18 protein-coding genes and 1 pseudogene are annotated in these 21,010 nt (G+C 46.4%); 14 read left to right on the forward strand and 5 right to left on the reverse strand.

Annotated elements, in window-relative coordinates; translation table 11 throughout:
* Window positions 1–69: 69 nt before the first annotated feature.
* A complete protein-coding gene (locus HUG15_RS02910; RefSeq protein ID WP_200126878.1) occupies window positions 70–1,638 on the reverse strand; it encodes a PucR family transcriptional regulator in 1,569 nt (522 codons plus the stop codon).
* A gap of 200 nt (window positions 1,639–1,838) precedes the next feature.
* Here HUG15_RS02910 and HUG15_RS02915 point away from each other — a divergent pair, with 200 nt between their 5' ends.
* The 13 genes and pseudogenes from HUG15_RS02915 to HUG15_RS02975 all read left to right on the forward strand — a co-directional run bounded on the left by HUG15_RS02915 (window position 1,839) and on the right by HUG15_RS02975 (window position 14,668).
* Window positions 1,839–3,287, forward strand: a complete 1,449-nt coding sequence (locus HUG15_RS02915) for a CoA-acylating methylmalonate-semialdehyde dehydrogenase (protein WP_200126880.1) — start codon at window positions 1,839–1,841, stop codon at window positions 3,285–3,287.
* Window positions 3,288–3,314: 27 nt separating this feature from the next.
* Window positions 3,315–4,661 carry an aspartate aminotransferase family protein gene (locus tag HUG15_RS02920; RefSeq protein ID WP_200126882.1) on the forward strand — a complete coding sequence of 449 codons (1,347 nt, stop codon included), beginning with the start codon at window positions 3,315–3,317 and terminating at the stop codon, window positions 4,659–4,661.
* Window positions 4,654–5,188 (forward strand): annotated as a pseudogene (locus tag HUG15_RS02925) (Rossmann-fold NAD(P)-binding domain-containing protein); the annotation flags it as partial. The gene HUG15_RS02920 and the pseudogene HUG15_RS02925, both read left to right, overlap by 8 nt.
* 149 nt (window positions 5,189–5,337) lie before the next feature.
* Window positions 5,338–6,417, forward strand: a complete 1,080-nt coding sequence (locus HUG15_RS02930) for a YkvI family membrane protein (protein WP_200126884.1) — start codon at window positions 5,338–5,340, stop codon at window positions 6,415–6,417.
* 150 nt (window positions 6,418–6,567) lie between these two features.
* Window positions 6,568–6,861, forward strand: coding sequence for a phosphonoacetaldehyde hydrolase (locus tag HUG15_RS02935; protein ID WP_200126886.1), 294 nt, complete (start codon window positions 6,568–6,570; stop codon window positions 6,859–6,861).
* Window positions 6,862–7,253: 392 nt separating this feature from the next.
* Window positions 7,254–8,186: a GntR family transcriptional regulator YhfZ gene (gene yhfZ, locus HUG15_RS02940; RefSeq protein WP_200126888.1), complete on the forward strand. Its 933-nt coding sequence runs from the start codon at window positions 7,254–7,256 to the stop codon at window positions 8,184–8,186.
* A 51-nt stretch (window positions 8,187–8,237) separates the two neighbouring features.
* On the forward strand, window positions 8,238–8,594 hold the full coding sequence (locus tag HUG15_RS02945; RefSeq protein WP_200126890.1) for a PRD domain-containing protein: 357 nt from the start codon (window positions 8,238–8,240) through the stop codon (window positions 8,592–8,594).
* Window positions 8,595–8,597: 3 nt separating this feature from the next.
* Window positions 8,598–8,954, forward strand: coding sequence for a DUF2620 family protein (locus tag HUG15_RS02950; RefSeq protein ID WP_200126892.1), 357 nt, complete (start codon window positions 8,598–8,600; stop codon window positions 8,952–8,954).
* A gap of 34 nt (window positions 8,955–8,988) precedes the next feature.
* A complete protein-coding gene (locus HUG15_RS02955) occupies window positions 8,989–10,272 on the forward strand; it encodes a YhfT family protein (protein WP_200126894.1) in 1,284 nt (427 codons plus the stop codon).
* A gap of 18 nt (window positions 10,273–10,290) precedes the next feature.
* Window positions 10,291–11,211: a phosphotriesterase family protein gene (locus tag HUG15_RS02960; protein WP_200126896.1), complete on the forward strand. Its 921-nt coding sequence runs from the start codon at window positions 10,291–10,293 to the stop codon at window positions 11,209–11,211.
* Entirely contained in the window at window positions 11,208–12,302 is a 1,095-nt protein-coding gene (locus HUG15_RS02965; RefSeq protein ID WP_200126898.1) for an aminotransferase class V-fold PLP-dependent enzyme, read from the forward strand. Before HUG15_RS02960 ends, HUG15_RS02965 begins: the two co-directional genes overlap by 4 nt.
* Before the next feature lie 12 nt (window positions 12,303–12,314).
* Window positions 12,315–13,475, forward strand: coding sequence for a YhfX family PLP-dependent enzyme (locus tag HUG15_RS02970; protein WP_200126900.1), 1,161 nt, complete (start codon window positions 12,315–12,317; stop codon window positions 13,473–13,475).
* Window positions 13,476–13,477: 2 nt separating this feature from the next.
* Window positions 13,478–14,668: a phosphopentomutase gene (locus HUG15_RS02975; RefSeq protein WP_200126902.1), complete on the forward strand. Its 1,191-nt coding sequence runs from the start codon at window positions 13,478–13,480 to the stop codon at window positions 14,666–14,668.
* 188 nt (window positions 14,669–14,856) lie between these two features.
* On the opposite strand, the gene HUG15_RS02980 is transcribed toward HUG15_RS02975, so the two are convergent.
* The 4 genes from HUG15_RS02980 to HUG15_RS02995 form a co-directional block, all read right to left on the reverse strand.
* Window positions 14,857–15,939 carry an ABC transporter ATP-binding protein gene (locus HUG15_RS02980; protein WP_200126904.1) on the reverse strand — a complete coding sequence of 361 codons (1,083 nt, stop codon included), beginning with the start codon at window positions 15,937–15,939 and terminating at the stop codon, window positions 14,857–14,859.
* A gap of 258 nt (window positions 15,940–16,197) precedes the next feature.
* A complete protein-coding gene (locus tag HUG15_RS02985) occupies window positions 16,198–17,694 on the reverse strand; it encodes an NAD(P)H-hydrate dehydratase (protein WP_200126906.1) in 1,497 nt (498 codons plus the stop codon).
* A gap of 15 nt (window positions 17,695–17,709) precedes the next feature.
* A complete protein-coding gene (locus tag HUG15_RS02990) occupies window positions 17,710–18,249 on the reverse strand; it encodes a transcription repressor NadR (protein ID WP_200126908.1) in 540 nt (179 codons plus the stop codon).
* Window positions 18,236–19,348 (reverse strand): cysteine desulfurase family protein, encoded by a 1,113-nt coding sequence (locus HUG15_RS02995; RefSeq protein ID WP_200126910.1) that lies wholly within the window; start codon window positions 19,346–19,348, stop codon window positions 18,236–18,238. Before HUG15_RS02995 ends, HUG15_RS02990 begins: the two co-directional genes overlap by 14 nt.
* Window positions 19,349–19,486: 138 nt before the next feature.
* On the opposite strand from HUG15_RS02995, the gene nadB reads away from it, so the two are divergent.
* Entirely contained in the window at window positions 19,487–21,007 is a 1,521-nt protein-coding gene (gene nadB, locus HUG15_RS03000) for an L-aspartate oxidase (RefSeq protein ID WP_200126912.1), read from the forward strand.
* Window positions 21,008–21,010: the final 3 nt, after the last annotated feature.

A 21,010-nucleotide genomic window follows, 5' to 3' on the forward strand; every position in this document is an offset into this window, starting at 1 on the left:
TCAGGGAGACCCCCAATCCTAAGGGCGGATTGGGGGTTTATCCACTTTGGGACATGATGCAAAGGTTACCTAAGTATTCAAATCATTAGCTACAATCGCTACTTCCACTGCCAATCGCAATTGATGGTTTGCAGTGACATCCTGGCCAAAAAGCTCCTCGATTTTATCTAATCGTTGATAGAGTGTTTGGCGTGCGATTTGTAGTCTTTGCGCTGATTGTTGTTTCGAACAATTAAGCTTTAGATAAATTTTTAATGTATAGAGGAGATTGCTATTTTTTCTCTCATCGTACTTGAGGATGGGGTGTAGGTAAGTGTGAATAAAATTTTCAAGTGAATGGTCATCTAATTTGAACAGCAATTGATATATCCCCATGTCTTCGTAGAAATGAATTGTGGAGTCATCTTGAATGTTGACCATTCTCATTACGTCCTCAGTTTCTTGAAAAGCCAAATAAGCATTTAGAAGTTTTGTGTAAATTTGACTAACGAATATACACAATGGCAGCTCCAACGAATTTTCTTCTATTGAAGAGACCACCTTCGTCATACGTTTTTTTTCATGGTTGTCGAATTGTTTGTCCACAGAAAGCACAATGAAAGCATTATTCTGAGAAATAGTGATAAACGAATCCACTCCATGTTGTTGGAAAAGGTAGCGTATGCGTCGAATGGTTTGATACTGTAAGGTTTGTTTGTCTGTAGTCATTTCGTAAGGTCGTTTCATTTTAATCACACTCATGCGATACATTAATTCTTTGTTGGGATAAATATTTAACTTAGCCCGAGCTTCTCTCTCGGAATCAACGTTTTGTGCGATTAAGTCGTGAATCCAGGAATTTTCATTTATTAGTCTCTTTTCTTCTGTATAAAAAACGCGGAGAAGGTTTTGGGCTAATGCGCCGGTTGCGCGATCGAGCGCGTGATAATCAAATGATTCCATTGGTTTGTCATTATTTATCAAAATAAATCCCCAGTTTTGACCCATGGCATCAATTGGTTTGAGAAGGAAAGATTTCTGCCTTTTTTTGTCAAACCAAGTCCTAACTTTGTGGGCTTGTTCGACTTCCGATTGGATACGTCTCTGTTCTTGTTGATTTAAGCCTGGGATAAAAAGGGGATAATCATCAGTTGGTAAAAATATGATCTCTCTGCGGGTAACCAATTGCAGCTTTTTAAGTATCTTCAGATTTCCATTTGCACGGAGTGTCAGTTGATGAAACTCATTGGATAATCTGTCGAGTGCAGATAGTTGTTGGTGTTGGAAATTAATAATGTCTGCATGAATATCTTGGGTTATATCTACAAATCGGACAATGGAAGTGAAAACGATAAGAGGGAAGTGATAAGTGTCTGCAAGTTCAATCATACCTTTAGGGACTGTGGGGAAGCTCTCCCCCAATTCTATACATAAGCAAGCTACATCATTGGCAATCAATTTTTGAACATAGTCGACTCCCTGGTCTTTAAGTGCTACACCTGTACTTAAGATCATTTCACCTCCCCGAAGCAATGTTTCAAATTCTGTGACCTCTAGCACATGAACCCAGCGAACGTTGCGTTCGAGATCTGCTTTTTTACTTACCACGTGGGCGCTCTGAAACATCGGTCGTTGCAAAATATCTTTGACGGTGAGCATAGGGTCTATCTTCTCCTTTATTGTACATGATGTAATTTGAAAGCGCTTATATTTAGACAGTTTGTTATCTTTTTGAATACAGTAAATTTGATATAGTGATTATAGTATATCGTATTCTTTATATTTTGAGAAAGAGGGATTAACTAGAAAAAACCTCGGATAAGGTAACGGACTTTTCGATATTTATGGAGGTTGAACTCATGGCACAGCAATTGAAAAATTATATCAATGGTGAATGGAGAGAATCACGCAGCGATGGAGAAGATATCTTTAATCCCGCAGATGGAACGGTTATTGCACATACGCCTCATTCTACAGCCGAAGATGTCAACGATGCCGTCCAAGCTGCTCGCGATGCTTACCAATCGTGGCGAAAAACACCGGTCCCTAAACGAGCAAGGTTAATGTATACCTTTCATGAATTACTGCTCAACCATCATAAAGAATTAGCGGAGTTACTGACGAAAGAGAATGGAAAAACATATAAAGATGCGTATGGGGAAGTTTTACGCGGGATCGAGAATGTGGAATTTGCATCTGGTGCTCCTGATTTAATGAAAGGGGAAATTCTGCCGGATATTGCTGAAGGTATAGATTCAGGGATGTATCGGTATCCTGTTGGGGTTGTGGGAGGCATTACACCTTTTAATTTCCCGATGATGGTTCCTTGCTGGATGTTCCCACTCGCAATTGCTTGTGGAAATACTTTTGTATTGAAACCTTCTGAGCGTACACCTCTTCTCGCGCAACGATTGGCAGAGTTATTGGAGGAATCTGGAGTTCCGAAGGGGGTCTTTAATATTGTTCATGGTGCTAATGATGTGGTCAATGGTCTATTGGAAAACGACGGGATTGATGCTATCTCTTTTGTAGGATCCGAACCAGTTGCCAGGCATGTGTACCAAACAGCTTCGCAATACGGGAAACGCGTGCAGGCCCTCGGTGGTGCGAAAAATCATGCGATTGTTTTGGACGATGCCAACCTTGATAAAACCGTGAGTGGCGTTATTAATGGAGCCTTTGGCAGTGCTGGACAACGGTGTATGGCGACGTCAGTTTGTGTGGTTCAGAATGATATCGCCGATGATTTTGTTGAAAAACTTAAGGATGCGTGCGATCGGCTTACGCTTGGCGATGGTCTCGATGAAAACGTGGATTTGGGACCCGTGATCAGAGAAAGTCATTTACAGAAGGTTCATCATTATATTGAGTTAGGAAAGCAACAAAACGCGTCGTTAGTACGTGACGGACGTAAAGATGTGGAAGAGGACAATGATGGCTTTTATTTAGGAGCAACGATTTTTGATCATGTTACTACAGAAATGACCATTTGGAAGGAAGAAATATTTGCACCTGTTCTTAGCGTTATTCGAGTGAAGGATCTCAGCGAAGCGATCAACTTAACGAATCAATCGGATTTTGGAAATGGTTCCGTTCTTTATACAGAAAGTGGCTCGGCTGTTCAGCAATACAGAGATGATATTGAGGTAGGAATGCTTGGTGTGAATGTAAATGTTCCAGCGCCCATGGGTTTTTTCCCGTTTTCAGGTTGGAAGAGCTCGTTCTATGGGGACTTGCATACGAATGGCCGGGACGGCGTAGAATTTTATACACGGAAGAAAATGCTTACCAGCCGTTGGTTTACCTAAGCTATTAGCATCGAAAGGATGGGACTTATGAAAACATCACAAGAAACTTTATATGAAAAAGACAGCCAGTACGTTTGGCATCATCTTAAACCTCATCAAAAAGGGGAAAATCCATTGGTGATTGACAGTGCTTCCGGTGCCTGGATTACGGATATTGAAGGCAATGGTTATCTAGACGGGATGTCGGGTCTATGGTGTGTTAACGCGGGTTATGGGCGTACCGAGATGGTTGAAGCGGCTACGGAGCAACTTCATAAGATGCCTTTCCACCCCTTGTCCAACAGTCATGTGCCTGCGATTGAATTATCCGAAAAACTTAACCAGTGGTTGAAGGGCGATTATCGGATTTTCTTTTCAAACAGTGGTTCGGAAGCAAATGAAACCGCTTTTAAAATCGCAAGACAATATCACCATCAAAAGGGAGAGCCCGGGCGCTATAAATTTATTTCCCGCTATCGTGCTTATCATGGGAACACATTAGGGGCTCTTGCCGCCACAGGGCAAGCGCAGCGTAAGTATCGTTATGAGCCGCTTGCTCCCGGGTTTGTTCATGTCCATGCGCCTGATGAATACCGAGTGCCATCCGGTCAGTCATTCGAGGAATGGAGTCTGGAATGTGCCCGAATGATGGAAGAAACAGTCCAATGGGAACGGCCTGAAACCGTGGCGGGAGTAATCATGGAACCAATTATTACAGGCGGAGGCGTTCTGATTCCCCATCCATCTTACGTTAAGAAAGTGGAAGAGATATGCAAAAAGTATGGGCTGCTTCTTATTAATGATGAAGTGATTTGCGGGTTTGGGCGTACAGGTGAAAATTTCGGCTATCAAAATTATGGGATTGAACCGGACATCGTGACGATGGCTAAAGGCATTACGAGTGGTTATTTACCGTTAGCGGCAACTGCTGTAAAACAAGAACTCTATGAACCTTTTAAAGGAGAAGAGGAAAGTGACCATTTTCGGCAAGTGAATACGTTCGGGGGCAACCCGGCTGCTTGTAAATTGGCTGTGAAAAACCTAGAGATTATGGAAAGGGAGAATCTCGTCGAACGTTCAAAAAAATTGGGTGCACGGATCAGGGAAGATATTCGACCATTGGAAGATCACCCAAATGTCGGAAACATTCGCCAGAAAGGCTTGCTCTTTGGCATTGAACTCGTGAAAGATAAGGAAACAAAAGAACCAGTTTCTGCAGAAACCATCGGAAACGTCATAGCCGAATGTAAATCCAGAGGATTGATTATTGGTAAAAACGCCGACACCGTTGCCGGTTATAGCAATACAGTAACACTGGCGCCTCCACTTAATATGACTGATGAAGATGCGGAGAGGATTGTAAGAACGTTGAAAGAGGTTTTCAGGGGTGAGTGAAAAGTCATATACAACCTATGAGAATCGAGTTGCAGCCACTCCGGCAGAGGTGTTACAACTATGAAATGCAGAAGCATGAAGTCACTGTTGAATCAGGTGCAGGGCACTGAGTTTTACAGATGAAGAGTATGAAAAAGCCGGTGCTACTATATCAATGATTGCAAAAGATACATGGAATAGTGAGGTGGTCATGAAGGTAAAAGAGCCGTTGCCAGAGGAGTATAGGTTTTTTTACGATGGGTTAATCTTAGTTGCGTATTTACTTTTGGCAGCGAATAAGGAATTAACGAAAGCTTTAATCAATAAGAGAGTTATTGGAATTGCATATGAAACTATGCAATCAGAAGATGGAAGTCTTCCTTTGTTAACACCGATGAGTGAAGTGGCGGGTCGAAAGGTTTCACAAATAGGAGCTCAGTTCTTAGAAAAAATAAAAGGAGGACAAGGAATTCTCTTAAGCGGACTAACCTGGTGTTCAACGGGGCAAAGTGTGCATATTGGCGGAAAATGGTGGCTCTGGATGTGGTCTGTTCTGGTTTTCCCTTTTCAAACCATTAAGCTGGCAATGAAAACAATTCTATATATTGACACAGCCATAAAAAATTAATAAATCTGAAAATACATGCCTTTTTTGCCTTTCGGAAACCTAGACTTAGATTGAAAGGAAGTAATTTTATTGAAAAACAGCTTTCGTGTTGCTGGTGCTATAGTAGGTACAATTATTGGAGCTGGGTATGCCTCAGGCCAGGAAGTTCTTCAGTTTTTTTCAAGTTCTGGATGGTTAGGAACTGTAGGAGCTATTATTACTATTGGTCTTTATCCCTTAATTTGTTATTATGTCGTACTATTAGGACAAAAGAATCGTAGTTATTCGCATAAAAATGTTATATATCAGATTTGTGGAAAATATTTGGGCTTTGTAGTTGATATTTTATTGGCGTTTTTCTATTTTGGCCTTGGAGTAACAATGGTAGCAGGCAGTGGTGCACTTTTTGCACAACAATTTGAAATAAACCCTGTAATCGGGTATATGATTTTAACAACTTTTGTTATATTGACATTAATTCTCAATATCAGAACGATAGTGACAGTACTTAGCTGGATTACTCCATATGCGTTCGTATTATTTGTCATCTTAGCGATCTATTCTATATCTATCAGTAGCCTTGAAACTTCTGAATTAGATAGCATCGCGATGAACCAGCTTTCTGCTTCCCCAAATTGGTTGTTAAGTGCCATTCTTCATGTATCGTTTAATATAGCTGTAGGTTTTGCAATGATGGTGGTTATAGGGGGAACAGAAAAAGATAAAAAAGCAACTAGAAGGGGAGCTATCATAGGGGGTATAATTCTTGGTCTTATAGCATTAATAGTTCATCTAGCTGTCTATTTAAATATTGATATGCTACAAGATGCAGAAATGCCAATGCTAATACTTGCTACAGATATAAGCCCAATAGTTGGACTTTTAATGGCTATAGCTCTACTAGGTATGATTTTTAGTTCAACCGTACCTTATTTATATACATTTACTGCTCGTTTTTTTCAAGCAGATACTCGGCGGTTTAATATAGCTGCTATTTTTGTTGGTATAACTGCTTTTTCATTAGGTTTTGTAGGTTTTTCTGATCTAGTGAACACTGTTTATCCCCTAATGGGATATTTAGGTTTTGTTTTAATAGGAGCTTTGATTGTGCAATTATTTAGAAGCAGAAGACAAAAAATAAATACAGCAGGATCTAAGGAAGAAGTGTAAAAACATTCTTAACTGAAAATAATTCATGATGCTGAGATACAAAGGACAACAGGAAATTGAGGCTTATATAATTAAATGTTTATACATGCAAGTGCTAAATAATAGAAAGATTTCATTTAAATGGTATTAATATAGGGCGTTTCCAACCATATGAATAATTCATCTTTTAAGTATCTGAAAGCAGTATTTTATGGATGTTTTTCCCCGCTCGATGTATTTTTAGAGATATTCCAAAAGAAAGACATTGAAATCACGGAAGAAGAAGTGCGAAAACATATGGGATACCAGAATTGGGATCGTAATCAAGCTATAAGCAAGTTGGAGCGGTTTGCTATGTTATGGAAAGAAAAATATGGTCAATATCCCAAAACGAAAGATGTAGACGAGCTTTATGCAGATTTTGAACCTGCATTACTATCCATATCATCCAAACCTAGCGTCTAATACCTGGCGCTTTAGGGAGTGCCAATTATTTGCCAAAAACGGGGGTTAAAATTAGCTCTACTGAGTATTTTAATAACGGGGATACATGTGGAAAATTTAAACGTCTCGATGAAATTATTTGACTCTCGTATCAGGTGTCAATGTGTTGCTAGAATATAATGCCATGGATGCGTGTGTCACTTTTAATGCATAGAACGTGTCGGTACTTGGAATGAAACGGATCACGGCAACACTGTAAATAACTATAATATGTTTAGAGGAATTTACGTGATGGATATAAGAATGACACGTGGAAATTTCCTTTAAACTATTTTCAATATAACATTGCAAATTGAATCCATAATAGTATACAATTAAATTACAAAATATCGTATATTGAAAGGGGTTGACCAATGAACGGGAGCTGGGCGAAGTTATATTCCAAGAATGGTTTAGCAGCAAAACAGATCGCTGGGAAATTGGTATACCTGGAAGTTGGGCAACGGATCCCAAGGGTGATTGATTTTGTCCATGAGTTTTCCATGGGGAGGGGGACGGTTCAGGATGCCCTGAAATTATTAGAGGAAATGAAAGCGGTTCATTTGGAGGCCAAAGGTCACTTAGGTACGTTTATCCTGAAAATGGATACTCAAAAGTTACTTGAAATTGCGGGAATTGGCCCGTTAATTGGCGTAATGCCGCTTCCGTATTCGCGTAAATATGAAGGGTTGGCGACAGGTCTTGTTGAGGGTTTCGAGCACCAACATATTCGTGCAAATTTGGCTTATATGCGCGGGGCGGCGCAAAGAGTCGATGCGTTAAAGTCAGGCCGGTATGATTTCGTGTTACTATCAAGGATGGCAGCGGAACGGGCATTGGAAGAAAGGCAGGGGCTGGAAATCGTGTATAGTTTTGGCGAAGAGACCTATGTTTCCGGCCATGATATTTTTTTTCATGATCCCAATGTTCGCAAAATAGAATCGGGAATGCGGGTCGGGATTGATCGCACGTCACCGGATCAATTTTTATTAACGGAATATGAGTGTGAAGGCGTGGATGTGACGTTTACGGATGTCAATTATATGCAACTGTTTGAGATGTTGAAAAGCGGAGAGTTGGATGCGGCGGTTTGGAATAAAGATGAGGGGCGCGTCATGACTCAACTCAATCACGCCACGTTTCATTCCCAAAAAGCGAATGAACTGTCTAAAAAAGTAAGTGAGGCTGCGTTAATGATAGAAAAAGACCAAATCGAGACAAAACATCGCATCATGCAGCTGGGTTTGCAACAAACAACGGACATTCAGCGCAAAGTGGAACAAGGTTTCATGCATCCCCGTTATTAAAGGTTTATTTTTATTATTAAAGTACTGAATACTGTATATTGGAGGTTCATTATGGTACATGTTCACGAACGTTTAAGGATTCTTTTGGAAGGAGATGTGATTACAAAAGAAGCTTCTGAGATTGCTGCTGAAGCTGTCGACAGGTTAGGAATCCATGCGCCGCAGCCGCAGATCGATATGCTTGTCACTCACCTTGCCACCGCTTTAACCCGTATGGAGCGGGGGGAGGCGTTGGAAGCGCCACCGGAAGAGATGTTCAAGGAAGTAGAGCATTCATCGCATATAAAAGATGCAAATGAAGAGATTAGCTGGGTAGAAGGGCGTTTCGGTCAATCCTTGCCGGAGGAAGAGCAAAAGTTTTTGAAGATCCATTATGTCTCTATTTTTCAAGAAATGGGAGGAGAATGAGTTATGAAGGTAGTGATTGGCGGTCAAGTTGATAAGAAAGAAGTAGAAGCGTTAGTGAAAGAACATGGGGAGGGCGTGACCACATCCGTTAAATCCGATGTAGAAGCAGCTATGGCGATTAAATCCGGGCAAGCGGATATTTATGTAGGCGCTTGTGCGACCGGTGGCGGTGGAGCATTGGCGATGGCCACGGCGATTCTCGGAAAAGATCAATGTGAAACAGTATCGATGCCGGGGCGAAAACCGGATGAGTCCAAAATTAAGCAAGCGGTGGCACAAGGCAAGAAAGCGTACGGATTTACAGCGGACCATAAGCGAGAAGCCATCTCTCTCATTATGAACGCTCTTTTGAACAATTAGTTCCACCATTAAATGGGAGAAAGGATGAAACCTGATGGAAATGATCCTGATTATTTTGATCGGCGCTTTTGGAGCGATATTGGCCAATCGAAATATCGCGGTTTTTAACGATGGATTAAGACCGATTGTTTCCGAGCATATTGAAGGGAACATGAGCCGCAGGGATTTGGGACTAACCGCGTTTGCCATGAGTTTTGGCCTTGTGGTTGGCTTTGGCGTTCCTTTTACATTGGCGGCCAGCATCATTTTGGTGCATGCCATTTTCCTCGGAACCGATATTGTTGGTTTAATTACTCCTAAAAATCGTTGGGGTACCCCGGTTGCTGCCATCGTCGGCGGTGCCTACGGCGCAGGGATATGGGTCGGGCTTGAATGGTTTGTGCAAATGTTTGAGTACTTGCCGGTCAATTTTCTTGAACCTTTAGAGCAAGTCGGTGACCCGGTCGTTGTCGCGTTTATGGTCTTCCCGGCGCTTGCCATTGCCTTTCAGTTCACTATTAAAAAAGGGATTCTCGCTTTTGCAGCCGCGGCGATTGTTCGACAGATTGCTGTGTGGCTGAATGAAAATGAAATTATTGCTTTCGGCGACTTAGTAGTTGAGTTGAATCAAGAAGGGATGGCGCTCATTACCGGAATGATCTTCTTGCTCGTCTTTGCCATGCGCGAGAAGCCGGAAGAAGGCGGATCGAGTATCGATCTGGCCAGTGTGTTCAGTGAAAAAGTAAAAAGAATTCGCAGTAACGTTGTTTATTTTATGATTATCGGCGGTTTAATTGCCGCTGCCACCAATATGTGGATGATGGCCGGTGATCCTATTTCATTGAATATCTTGGCGGAAGGCAATGACACAGATGCTGGAATCGCGGCTGTGGCACGAGCTTTAGGCTTTATCCCGCTCGTTGCCAGTACAGCGATTGCCACCGGGGTTTATAGTCCGGTCGGTTTCACCCTCGTCTTTGTCGTCGGGTTGTTCATGCCCAACGTCTGGTTAGCAGGCATTATTGGAGCCCTTGTCATTATGGGAGAAGTCTTTCTCTTGAATGGCATCGCCCGTTTTATGGATAAATACCCGGGCATTCGTAATTCCGGGGAGAATATTCGCAGTGCGATGACGAAAATTTTGGAAGTGGCCCTCTTAATCGGCGGGGCCAATGCTGCCAATGCCATCATTCCCGGCTTCGGTTTCTTCTTTATTGCCGGCGTTTATTTGCTCAATGAAGCAGCGGGAAGACCGATTGTCGGTATGGCCATCGGTCCGATTGGCGCGATTGCCATCGGAATTATTGCCAACATCTTGGCAGTCGTAGGGCTGCTTTAATCTCGGGAGGTTTCATCTATGATTCAGACAGTGACAGGGAAAATCCAACCATCTCAGCTAGGCATCTGTGCCGCCCATGAACATTTAACGATTGATTTATCGAGAATAAAAAAAGACCCGGATACGATTTTAGATGACGAAGAAGGGATGCGCTCGGAACTCGAAGCTTTTTCCAGGGCAGGCGGCCAAGCAATGATAGAAGTGACCAATGACGGCATGGGTCGAAATGCCCCTTTGCTGGCTCAATTAAGCCACGAGACCGGCGTGTGGATTATCGCCAGCACCGGGTTTTATAAAGATCCGTATTTGCCAGCGTTTGCGCAAAACTGGACAGCTGAGCAATTTGCGGAGCACATTGTCCGGGAAGCGCAACAAGGAATTGGTGACACAGGCATTTACCCCGGTGTCATCGGAGAAGTCGGTAGCAGTCATGAAGAGATGAAACCAATTGAAAAAGAACTGCTGAAAGGAGCGGGTCTTGCCGGTATTAAAACCGGCTTGCCTGTGACGACCCATACGACGATTGGCACGCTCGGCGTTGAGCAAGTGAACCTTTTTTCGGATGTAGGACTTCCGATGGACCAACTGATTATTGGGCATCAAGACCTTAACTCAAATCGCGAAGAAGTGCTGGAAGTAGCCAAATCGGGTGCCTTTGTAGCCTTTGATACGATCGGGAAAACGAACTATCGCTCCGATGAAAACCGATTGGAAACGCTGCTTGACCTGTGGGAAAATGGTTACGGCTCGCAAATTCTGTTATCGGCAGACTTAACACGTAAATCCCATTGGAAAAAACATGGTGGCCCCGGCTATGAGCTCGTGCTGACATCTTTTGTGCCGAGACTTAAAGAGGCAGGTCTAAATGAAGCGGACGTTCATCGCCTTTTAGTTGATAACCCTGCTGTAGCTTTTTCCATCAAGGAGGGATGGACATGACATCGGAATCAGTATTGCCAACGCTTTCGGTTGAGGAGGCAAAACGTATGCAATTTCGGATCGTGCAATCCATTAGCCGTTATTTTTCCGGGCATGATATTTTTCAAGCCGGAGATATGGGTGTACATCCGGAATGGAAACGCCCCCGTACAACCGCGCAAGTGGAAAAAGTAATGGCCGATCTATTCGGAACTGAAGACGCCGCGCTTGTGAGGGGTTCAGGGACAGGAGCGATCCGTGGATTGTTAAGCGCTTTGGCAAAGCCGGGGGATACGATTTATATCCACAATGCCCCTGTGTACACGACAACGGCGGAAACGTTGCGGATGCTTGGTTTGAATACTGTCGTGATGGATTATAACGATCTTGATGCCGTACGGGAAGCGGTTCGAAACAGAAAAGCGAAAGTTTTTTACATTCAACATGCCCGCCAACAGCCGGAAGACACGTATGATATGCAACGTTTAATCGAAACGGTGAAAAAGGAGCAACCTGATTTACCGGTTGTCACCGATGATAATTATTGTGTGTTGAAGGTCCCCGCGATCGGTGTGGAATTGGGTGCGGACTACTCTACGTTTTCCGGCTTTAAAGTGTTGGGGCCGCAGGGAGTTGGTGTGATTGTAGGTAAGTCGGAGGCGATCAACGTCGTTCGCGAGCGTAATTATTCGGGCGGAGGTCAGGTGCAAGGGCCTGAGGCTACTGATTTAATGCGTATGATGACGCTTGCCCCTGTATCATTAGCAGTCCAGAATGAGCAAGTAGACATTCTGTGTGATCGTTTAAATCGAGGAGAAGTACCAGGGGTTCATAAAGCTTATGTCACCAATTCCCAGTCGAAAAATGTAATCGTCGAATTGGAGGAACCGATCGCTCCCCGGGTCATCGAAAAAAGCGCCGATCACGGTGCTGCGGTGTATCCGGTAGGCGCTGAGTCGCGTTATGAAATTTTGCCGATGATTTATCGCGTTTCCGGAAGTTTTTCAAAAGCGCACCCTGAACTTAAGGAATATGCCTTGCGCATAAATCCCATGAAGTCTGACGCTGACCATATTCTTCGCATTCTTGGCGATGTTTTAAGTGAATTTTAGGAGGACGTTATCATGTTTTTGGAGGTTACGAAAAGAAGAAATCCTGCTCTCATCAAAGCAGGTGCATTTTTACATCGGGAAGGTATCGTTCCTCCGAATACGTACGTCATTGATATGGATGAGGTGGGGGAAAATGTGCGTGCATTATCAACCCGTGCGCAAGAATACAATCTCGAGCTTTTTTTCATGACAAAACAATTGGGGCGCCTTCCTTACTTGGCTCGTTGGATTGTAGAGAATGGGATCGATAAAGCGGTAGCCGTGGAGTGGGCTGAAGCTAAAATTCTGCACGAAGCCGGGGTGAAAATCGGACATATTGGGCACCTCGTGCAACCAGGGAAGTATCAATGGAGAGAAACGTTGCAGATGTGTCCGTCATTGGTAACAGCATTTTCCCTGGAAAGGGCGAGACAGATTTCAGCGGTGGCAGAGCAGCTAGGGATGATCCAGCCGATATTGTTACGGGTGGTCGATGTAGGAGATGATCTTTATCCCGGGCAAGAAGGCGGATTTTACCTGGAGGAATTGGAGGCGATGCTCCCCCAGCTCACGTCCTTGCCGGGTATCCGTGTGGATGGTGTCACGACTTTTCCGTCCATGCAGATGAATGAGGCGGAGACAGGTATGGAGTTCACGCCAAACGTGCGAACATTATGGTTAGCGAAAAAAAAGATGGAAGCCCATGGGATCGAGGTTCGACATGTCAACGCACCAAGCGCGACCAGTTGCCACACGATACCGATGTTGAAAGAAGCCGGAGTGACACAAGGAGAACCCGGGCATGCCATAACCGGCACGACCCCCCTGCACGCCGTTCAAGATCTAAAAGAAAGGCCGGCGATGATTTATGTGACAGAGATTTCCCATGAGGATCCCGAGTATCACTATGTCATCGGCGGTGGATTTTATGCACGGGGGAATCCGAGTGGCGCTTATGTTGGCAATGACCCGCAAACGATCACAGAGCAACAGCTGACAGCGAAAACTTTATCCCCCGGCTATATCGATTATTATGGCACTTTGCATAAAGATAAGGACGTGGATATCAACGTAGGCGACACTGCGATATATGCGTTTCGGACGCAAATCTTCGTGACACGCGCCCATGTTGCTTTAGTTCGCGGCATTCAGGACGGAAGACCGGAACTCGTTCATTTTCAAAGGAGGGGATAGCGATGGGAAAAATGATATTGCTCGTTCTTGACGGCTTCGGCATTGGCGCAATGGATGACTGCTGGGAATACGAACCTGCCGATTGCAGGGCCAACACCTACCGGCATATCCGGGAACATTTGCCGGATTTTCATCTCCCGACGTTAGAAAAAATAGGACTTTCAAAAGCTGCGAGCGGAACCGGGAGTGCCACTGCGGCATTTGGTCGTTCTGCACTCGCTCATTACGGTGCAGACACGTATATGGGACATCAGGAAATTGCCGGAACGATACCGAAACGTCCCCAGAAAAGATTGATGAAAGATATTCATGGCACTCTCGCGAAAGCCTTACGTTCAAAAGGGTACAAAGTAGATTATCCGTGGGAAGATCGGCCGCTGCTCCTTGTGGAAGAAGCGGTGGTTGTCGGCGATAACCTGGAATCTGCTTTTGGCAATATCATTAATCTGACCGCCGATTTTAAACGCATGCCTTTTGAGAAAGTAAAAGAAGTGGCTCGTGTCGTCCGGGAAAATGTTGATACAAGCCGCGTGATTGCTTTCGGAGGACCGTATACTTCCATCGAACATATTTTATCCGTCACAAAAGAAAACAATCCCGACCAATGGGGTGTTGACACCCCGCAGGCGAATGTATACGGCAAAGACTATGAGGTCTTTCATATGGGGCATGGCGTTCAAATGGAGCGGCAGTTCCCGATGATTGCCGCACAGCACCATTTACCCGTGTATAGAATCGGAAAGACCGCCGATGTCCTGCACGGTGAGGGCGAGGCATACCCGATCGTTAAAACAACCGAAGTATTGCAGAAACTGGAGGAATCCTATATTCGGGAAACAGAAGATGCCGCTTTCCTTGTGAACGTTCAGGAAACCGATTTGGCCGGCCATTCTGAAGATGTAGATTGGTACGCGCGGTTATTGCAGGAAGTGGACACGTGGCTGGGGGAATTCACTCCGAAGCTGAAAGAAGATGATGTTATGATCGTTACCGCCGATCACGGCAACGATCCGACCATCGGCCATTCCAAACACACGAGGGAGTACACGCCAATGCTCGTGACCGGACCTAAGGTTGAAGCAAATGATATCGGGACACGGCGGACAATGGCTGATATTGGGGCAACGTTTTGCGCATATTTTGGACTGCCCGCGCCTGAATCGGGGGAGAGTTTTTTGCGGGAGTTATATTAAGCTGTGGAAAATCAGATATAATATTCCCTATGGACAACCGTTTCATGTTTTTCAGCAGCCCTTAATTCGATGAAACATGGTATAAACCAAAAGAAGTAACTACCTCAGGGCGGTTACTTCAACTAAAAAAAGGTGAAAAACCCCTTGGTGGGGCAATGTTCTGTTGGGAGATCGTTACAAAGCGTACATCATTTTATCCGCTTCCCGCTGTTTGGGTTAAAAAAATGTGCTTTGCCCATCTCAAAGCTAAGTTCGATTTGGTCGCCCTGGGCGAAATGACGACGCGGATTTACGGTGGCGGTTATGGCTTGGTTATCGATGTGCGTATAGAGAACAACTTCTGAACCGGTGAGTTCTGCGATGTCAATGGTTACGTTTGCTACGGAACCCGGGAAGGAATGTTCATCATGCAAATCTTCCGGACGGATGCCTAGGGTTATTGCTTTCCCTTCATATGTTTTCAGGTTGCCAAGGCGTTCTTCGGGAAGTTTTAATGCAAGTTGGTTCCCGCCTCGGAAATGGCCCTCACTAATCGTTCCTTGTAAAAAATTCATGGCAGGGGAGCCAATAAAGCCGCCGACAAAGGTGTTTTCCGGATGAAGATACACTTCTCCGGGCGTGCCGATTTGTTGGATGCACCCATCTTTCATAACGACGATGCGCGAGGCCATCGTCATGGCTTCTGTTTGGTCGTGGGTGACATAGATCGTTGTTGTTTTTAACTGTTGGTGGAGCTTAATGATTTCCGAACGCATTTGTACCCTTAATTTCGCATCCAAATTGGATAACGGTTCATCCATCAAAAAAACTTTCGGGTTACTTACCATCGCGCGCCCCAATGCTACCCGTTGTTGCTGGCCGCCGGAAAGCGCTTTAGGCTTCCGCTGCAAATAATCGCCCAGACCAAGGATGTGACCGGCATTATACACGCGCGCCTTGATCTCTGCTTTGGAGAGATTCTGTAATTTTAAGCCAAAAGCCATATTGTCAAAAACGTTCATATGAGGATATAAAGCGTAGCTTTGAAATACCATCGCAGTGTCGCGGTCTTTGGGAGCTATATCGTTGACATATTTTTGATCAATGTATAAGGATCCTGCCGTTATTCGCTCAAGTCCCGCGATCATGCGAAGCATCGTGGATTTACCGCAACCTGACGGCCCGACTAAAACGATGAATTCTTCATCGGCAACATCCATATGAAAGTCGGAAATTGCGGTTACATCTCCGTCAAATTGTTTATAGATATGTTCAAATGTAAGTTCTGCCATGCCGGAGCCTCCCCGGGGTTCTTTTATTGCTTGATAGTATCGTTATGGACGGATGATGAAACCCGAATCTAATGAATTGGATCGTGTTCGCGCACCATGAAGGCCTCATGGAACCCGAAATCGAGGAATTAGCGCACGTTTGGTCGTCATGAACGGGTCATGGCGCCCGAAATCACGGAATCGAGGCGCGTACGGTCGTCATGACCACTCTATGGCGACCGAAATCAGGAAAGCGACGGTCGTACGGTCGTCATGAGATCAATGCCAACGATCCACCGCCATCAACGTATCCGGCAGCGCCTTTACAATCTGCGAAGCGGTCATTGCTTCCGCCGGAACACCTCGTTCAAGCAAATAATCCGCGCTATACCCGTGTAAGCAAACAGCGGTAGAGATCGCCGGTTGCACCTCTCTATAGCGCGCAACAAACGCGAGGATCATCCCCGTGAGCACATCGCCGGAGCCGCCTTTCGCCAGGCCGGCATTGCCGGTATCGTTGATCCATGTTTCGCCGCCCGGTGTCGCGACTAGTGTGCAAGGCCCTTTCAAAACGACATACACGCCGTACTCACGCGCGAAGGTTTCCGCGACTTCGAAGCGACGACGATTCACTTCTCCCGGCGTCGTATCAATCAACGCCGCCATCTCTCCCGGGTGTGGTGTAATAATGAGCGGACGTTCACGCGCCCGTACGTTTTCAAGCATCTCGGCCAATACGTGCAAGCCATCGGCGTCGACGATGAGCGGCCCTTCAAACTGATCGACAAGGGTCGCCAGTGTTTCCCGCCCCTTGGCGTCAAAGCCGATCCCCGGCCCGATCGCGATACCATCTTTATTTTCATAAAAGGTTTCGATTTTATCATCGCGAGGAAAATAAGTCGCTTCCGCAACATGAACGGCAACCGAGGGAATCACCGACGGAGGGATGTTGACGGTTGTTAAGCCGGCGCCGGCATTCACCGCTGCGCCCGCGGTTAAGGCGGCTGCTCCCGGCATCGTTTCGCTTCCGGCGATGATCCCGACTTTCCCGTGGCTACCTTTATGGGAATCGGCCGATCGTGGCTGCCAATGGGTGCTGACGTCCGCCGGCATCCAGACCGCCCGCTGCGTTGAAACGGTTTTATCAAGGGCAATCGGAGGGATGCCGATGGGCGCGGTCTCCACCTCTCCGTAAAAGCCCCGTCCTGGATATACATAATAACTCAACTTCGGTTGCTGCAACGTAATGGTTCGGTCTGCCACAAGGGCGCCCTCAGGCACCGGGCTGTCATCGCCGGGCACGCCACTCGGCAAATCGACCGCCACGACGGTCAAACCCGCTTCGTTGACTGCCTGAATGATCTCGCGATACGGCTCCCTGATAGCTCCGGAAATCCCGGTCCCGAGCAATGCGTCAACGACAACATCCGCTTGTTGAAAAAAACCCGGGTCAAACGCTGCCCATGTGTATCCGGCCCGCTCGTACAATTCTTTGTGCCATTTAGCGTCGCCTTTCAATTTTTCTTCAGGAGGAATCAAACATACGTCAACGGAGCGGCCCAAACTTTTAAGTGTGCGTGCGATAACGAAACCGTCGCCTCCATTATTTCCGGTTCCAATCAATACGAGAAAACGTTTATCGGCACCATAATGGACAAGCAATCGTTCCGTAAACGCCCGCCCGGCGTTTTCCATCAACATCGCTCCCGGTATGCCAAGTTCTTCGATCGCGTAGCGGTCCACTTTTCCCATTTCTTCTCCGGTTACGACTCGCAAGAAATCATGCCTCCTTTAATGCTCGACGAGAAACCCTTTTGTTTTCAACGCCTGTTTCGCCTCCTCGATCGTTTGCCCGTCGTCGGCTTCCACGGTATGAAGGTGCAAGCCATCGGTGAGATCGGCAAGCAACGACGCTTCCTGTTCATTCATCAACTGCTCGAACCGTTCCACATCTTTGCGGCTTTTAATCATCAATTGGCCGGAAAGCTCTCCGTACGCGGCGTGCTCCACAGTCACGTTTTTGACGAGCACCCCGTGGTCGACGAGAATATTCAATTCCTCCGCCATTTCCGCTTTCGAATGCCGGCAAGCAATCACGCCCGTCGCTTTTTCCATGTCGGCTCGGGGCCGATTATAAATGTAGCCTTGCGGCGTCGCGATAATCGGGTAATTCGCTGCTTTTAACAGTGAGATGTCCTGGACGATGACTTGCCGGCTCACCCCGTGCTTTTCCGCCAAAGCTCCTCCTTTTTGCGGTTCGGATTCTTCTCTTAGCAAATCGGCGATCCGCTTGCGGCGTTCTTCGCCATTTATTTTTTTACCGTTGGGCATTTTTCGCTCTCCTTGGTCGAATATTCATTAATTTCTTAGCCGCCTCTTCGATTTCCGCGAAATTTGTCTCATAGCCGAATGATAAGCGGACGAATGTGCGTGCTGTATCGGGGCTATGGCCAAGGGCAAGCAACGTTTCCGAAGGTTGGTCGACCCCGCTTTGGCAGGCACTTCCCGTCGCGATCGCGATTCCTTCTCGATCACACGCGAGCATCGCCTCCTGCCCTTCTATTTCCGGCAAACAAAGCCCGAGAATGTAAGGCGATTGCTTTACCGGCGTCCGCTCCCCGAGTACCTGAAAATCAGCCGGCAATTCTTCTTCCATTTTAGCACGTAACGTACGTATATGTGTCCACGCTTTCGGGCTCTTTTTCACCTGCACATCCGCAGCTTCGGCAAACGCCGCGATCGCGGCCACATCAGTGGTGCCCGGAGGAAGGCCATTGCTTGGTTCAACCGTTTTGGAAAAAAAGACAGCCCCAAGCCCTTTCGGGCCTTGAATTTTATGGGCAGCCGTGCTGATCGCCGATAAACGTGCATCTTGCATGGGAATATGGATTTTCCCGTAAGACTGCACGCAGTCGCTATGGAAAGGAACATCGGCACGGGCGAGCACCGTTCCGATGGCGCGAATATCGCGAATGGTACCGATCTCGTGTTGAACGTGGGCAAATGTTGCAAGAATAGTGTCCGGTTTTAGTCGCGTTTCTACGTCTCCCGGCTGAATGTTTCCGCGTTCATCGAGGGGAACATTTTCCACATGTAGCGTCGGGTATTGTTCGTCGAGGGTGCGCAAATAATCTCGAATCGAAGGGTGTTCCGCGCGGCATGTAAGGATGTGGCCTTGAAACTGTCTCGCGCTTAAGAAGCGATGGATGGCGTGTTGGTTGGCCTCGGATCCGCTTCGGGTAATCGTAACACTTGTGTCATCGATCGTTTGGCTCAGCGTGGCGAGTGCTGCCTGCAACACATTGGCCGCATCCGTTCCGCGGGTATGAAGACTGTTGGCGTTTCCGTAATAGGTATCAGCAACTTCGTGGTAAACGTGCAGCGCTTCCGGGCTCATTGGTGTGGTCGCCGCATAATCCAAGTATATCATTAATTTTTATCCTTTCTAGATAGCAATGGCGTTTAGAAAATGAATCTATTTTACATCTTGTCATAGCATTCATTTTATGTAAAGATATGTGTAAAGACATTAGCAAATATTAACCTACTTTGTGAATGGGTGAGCATGATGGTTGTTAGAAAAGACGTGTTTGATGTTCTTATCATTGGGAGTGGATTGGCAGGCTTGGTCGTTGCAGAAACAATCGGCCGTCATTTAGATGTAGGTATTTTTTCTAAAGGAGAAACAACCGACACCAACTCTTATCGGGCGCAAGGAGGTGTTGCCGCGGCGATCACAAAGGAGGATTGCTGGGAAAACCATTGGAGGGACACATTGGAAGCAGGGCATGCGCACAATGATCTGGACAACACCGCTACGATGACGAAAGCAGGAAGGGATGCCATTCAAATGCTTGTCGAGTGGGGCGTTTTATTCGACCGGGATGAACGGTCTCACTTAAAGCTCGGCAAAGAAGGTGCCCACGACTATCCGCGCATCGTGCATGCCGGCGGGGACCGGACCGGGGCGGCGCTCATCCATACGTTACATAAGCGGGTACGTAAACATGTGCAATTTTTCAACGAAGAAACGGTTTTATCCATATTAAAAGAAAAAGGCAATTGTGTTGGTGTGAAAACGGTGAACAAACAAGGCAACATTCATTTCCGATATGGCGCCCATATCGTGCTCGCGACTGGAGGCGGGGGTCAGTTGTTTTCGCAAACGACGAACCAACCCTTTGCCACCGGGGATGGGTACGCGCTCGCTTATCGTGCCGGGGCCATCTTGCGGGACATGGAGTTTGTCCAGTTTCATCCGACGCTTTTTGCGACAGAAACAGGAACTGCCGGTTTGATTACGGAAGCAGTGCGGGGCGCCGGTGCCCGATTGGTGACAGCGGACAATGTTAGGTTGATGGCGAACCATCCGAAAGGAGATTTGGCGGGGCGTGATGTTGTTGCTCGCGCGATTCACAGCGTGAGGCGTCACGGCGAAGATGTATTTCTCGACGTTACACCGGTTTTAAATCTTGCAGAACGTTTTCCCGGTGTCGCTTCATTGTGTAAAACATACGGCTACACGTCTCGCTTGCCTGTTGCGCCCGGTGCTCATTTTGTGATGGGTGGGGTCGTTGCAATGCCTGATGGGGAGACGAACGTCCCCGGATTGTCCGCGGTCGGTGAAGTGGCATCGACAGGGGTGCACGGCGCGAACCGCTTGGCAAGCAATTCATTATTGGAAGCGGTCGTTTTTGGCCGCAGTGTTGGTCGTAAGTTGTTGGAGCGTCCGGGCAAGGTTTTCGGGAATCCGGTCGAACAATCGTTACAAAAGTCGCCACTACCCCCGACGAAGTTCGAAATCAGGCAGGTGATGGATGAGGCGTGCGGGGTCACCCGCGATGAGCAAACGCTACGAGAGGCCAGTGATTTTTTCAGGTTATCTTTTCAATCAAGCTATGAAAGTGACGATCCGGAAATACAAGAACGCCACAACATGTCTCTCGTTGCCGGGATGATCGCGAATGCTGCCTTAAAGCGCACGGAATCACGCGGCAGCCATTATCGGGAAGATCATCCGGTCAAAGATGCTTCATGGCAGGACGTATCGCTCACGTGGTCCATAAAACAAACGAAGGAGGGGAATTAGCAA

It is taken from the genome of Salicibibacter cibarius, from assembly GCF_016495725.1.
Classification (GTDB): domain Bacteria; phylum Bacillota; class Bacilli; order Bacillales; family Marinococcaceae; genus Salicibibacter; species Salicibibacter cibarius.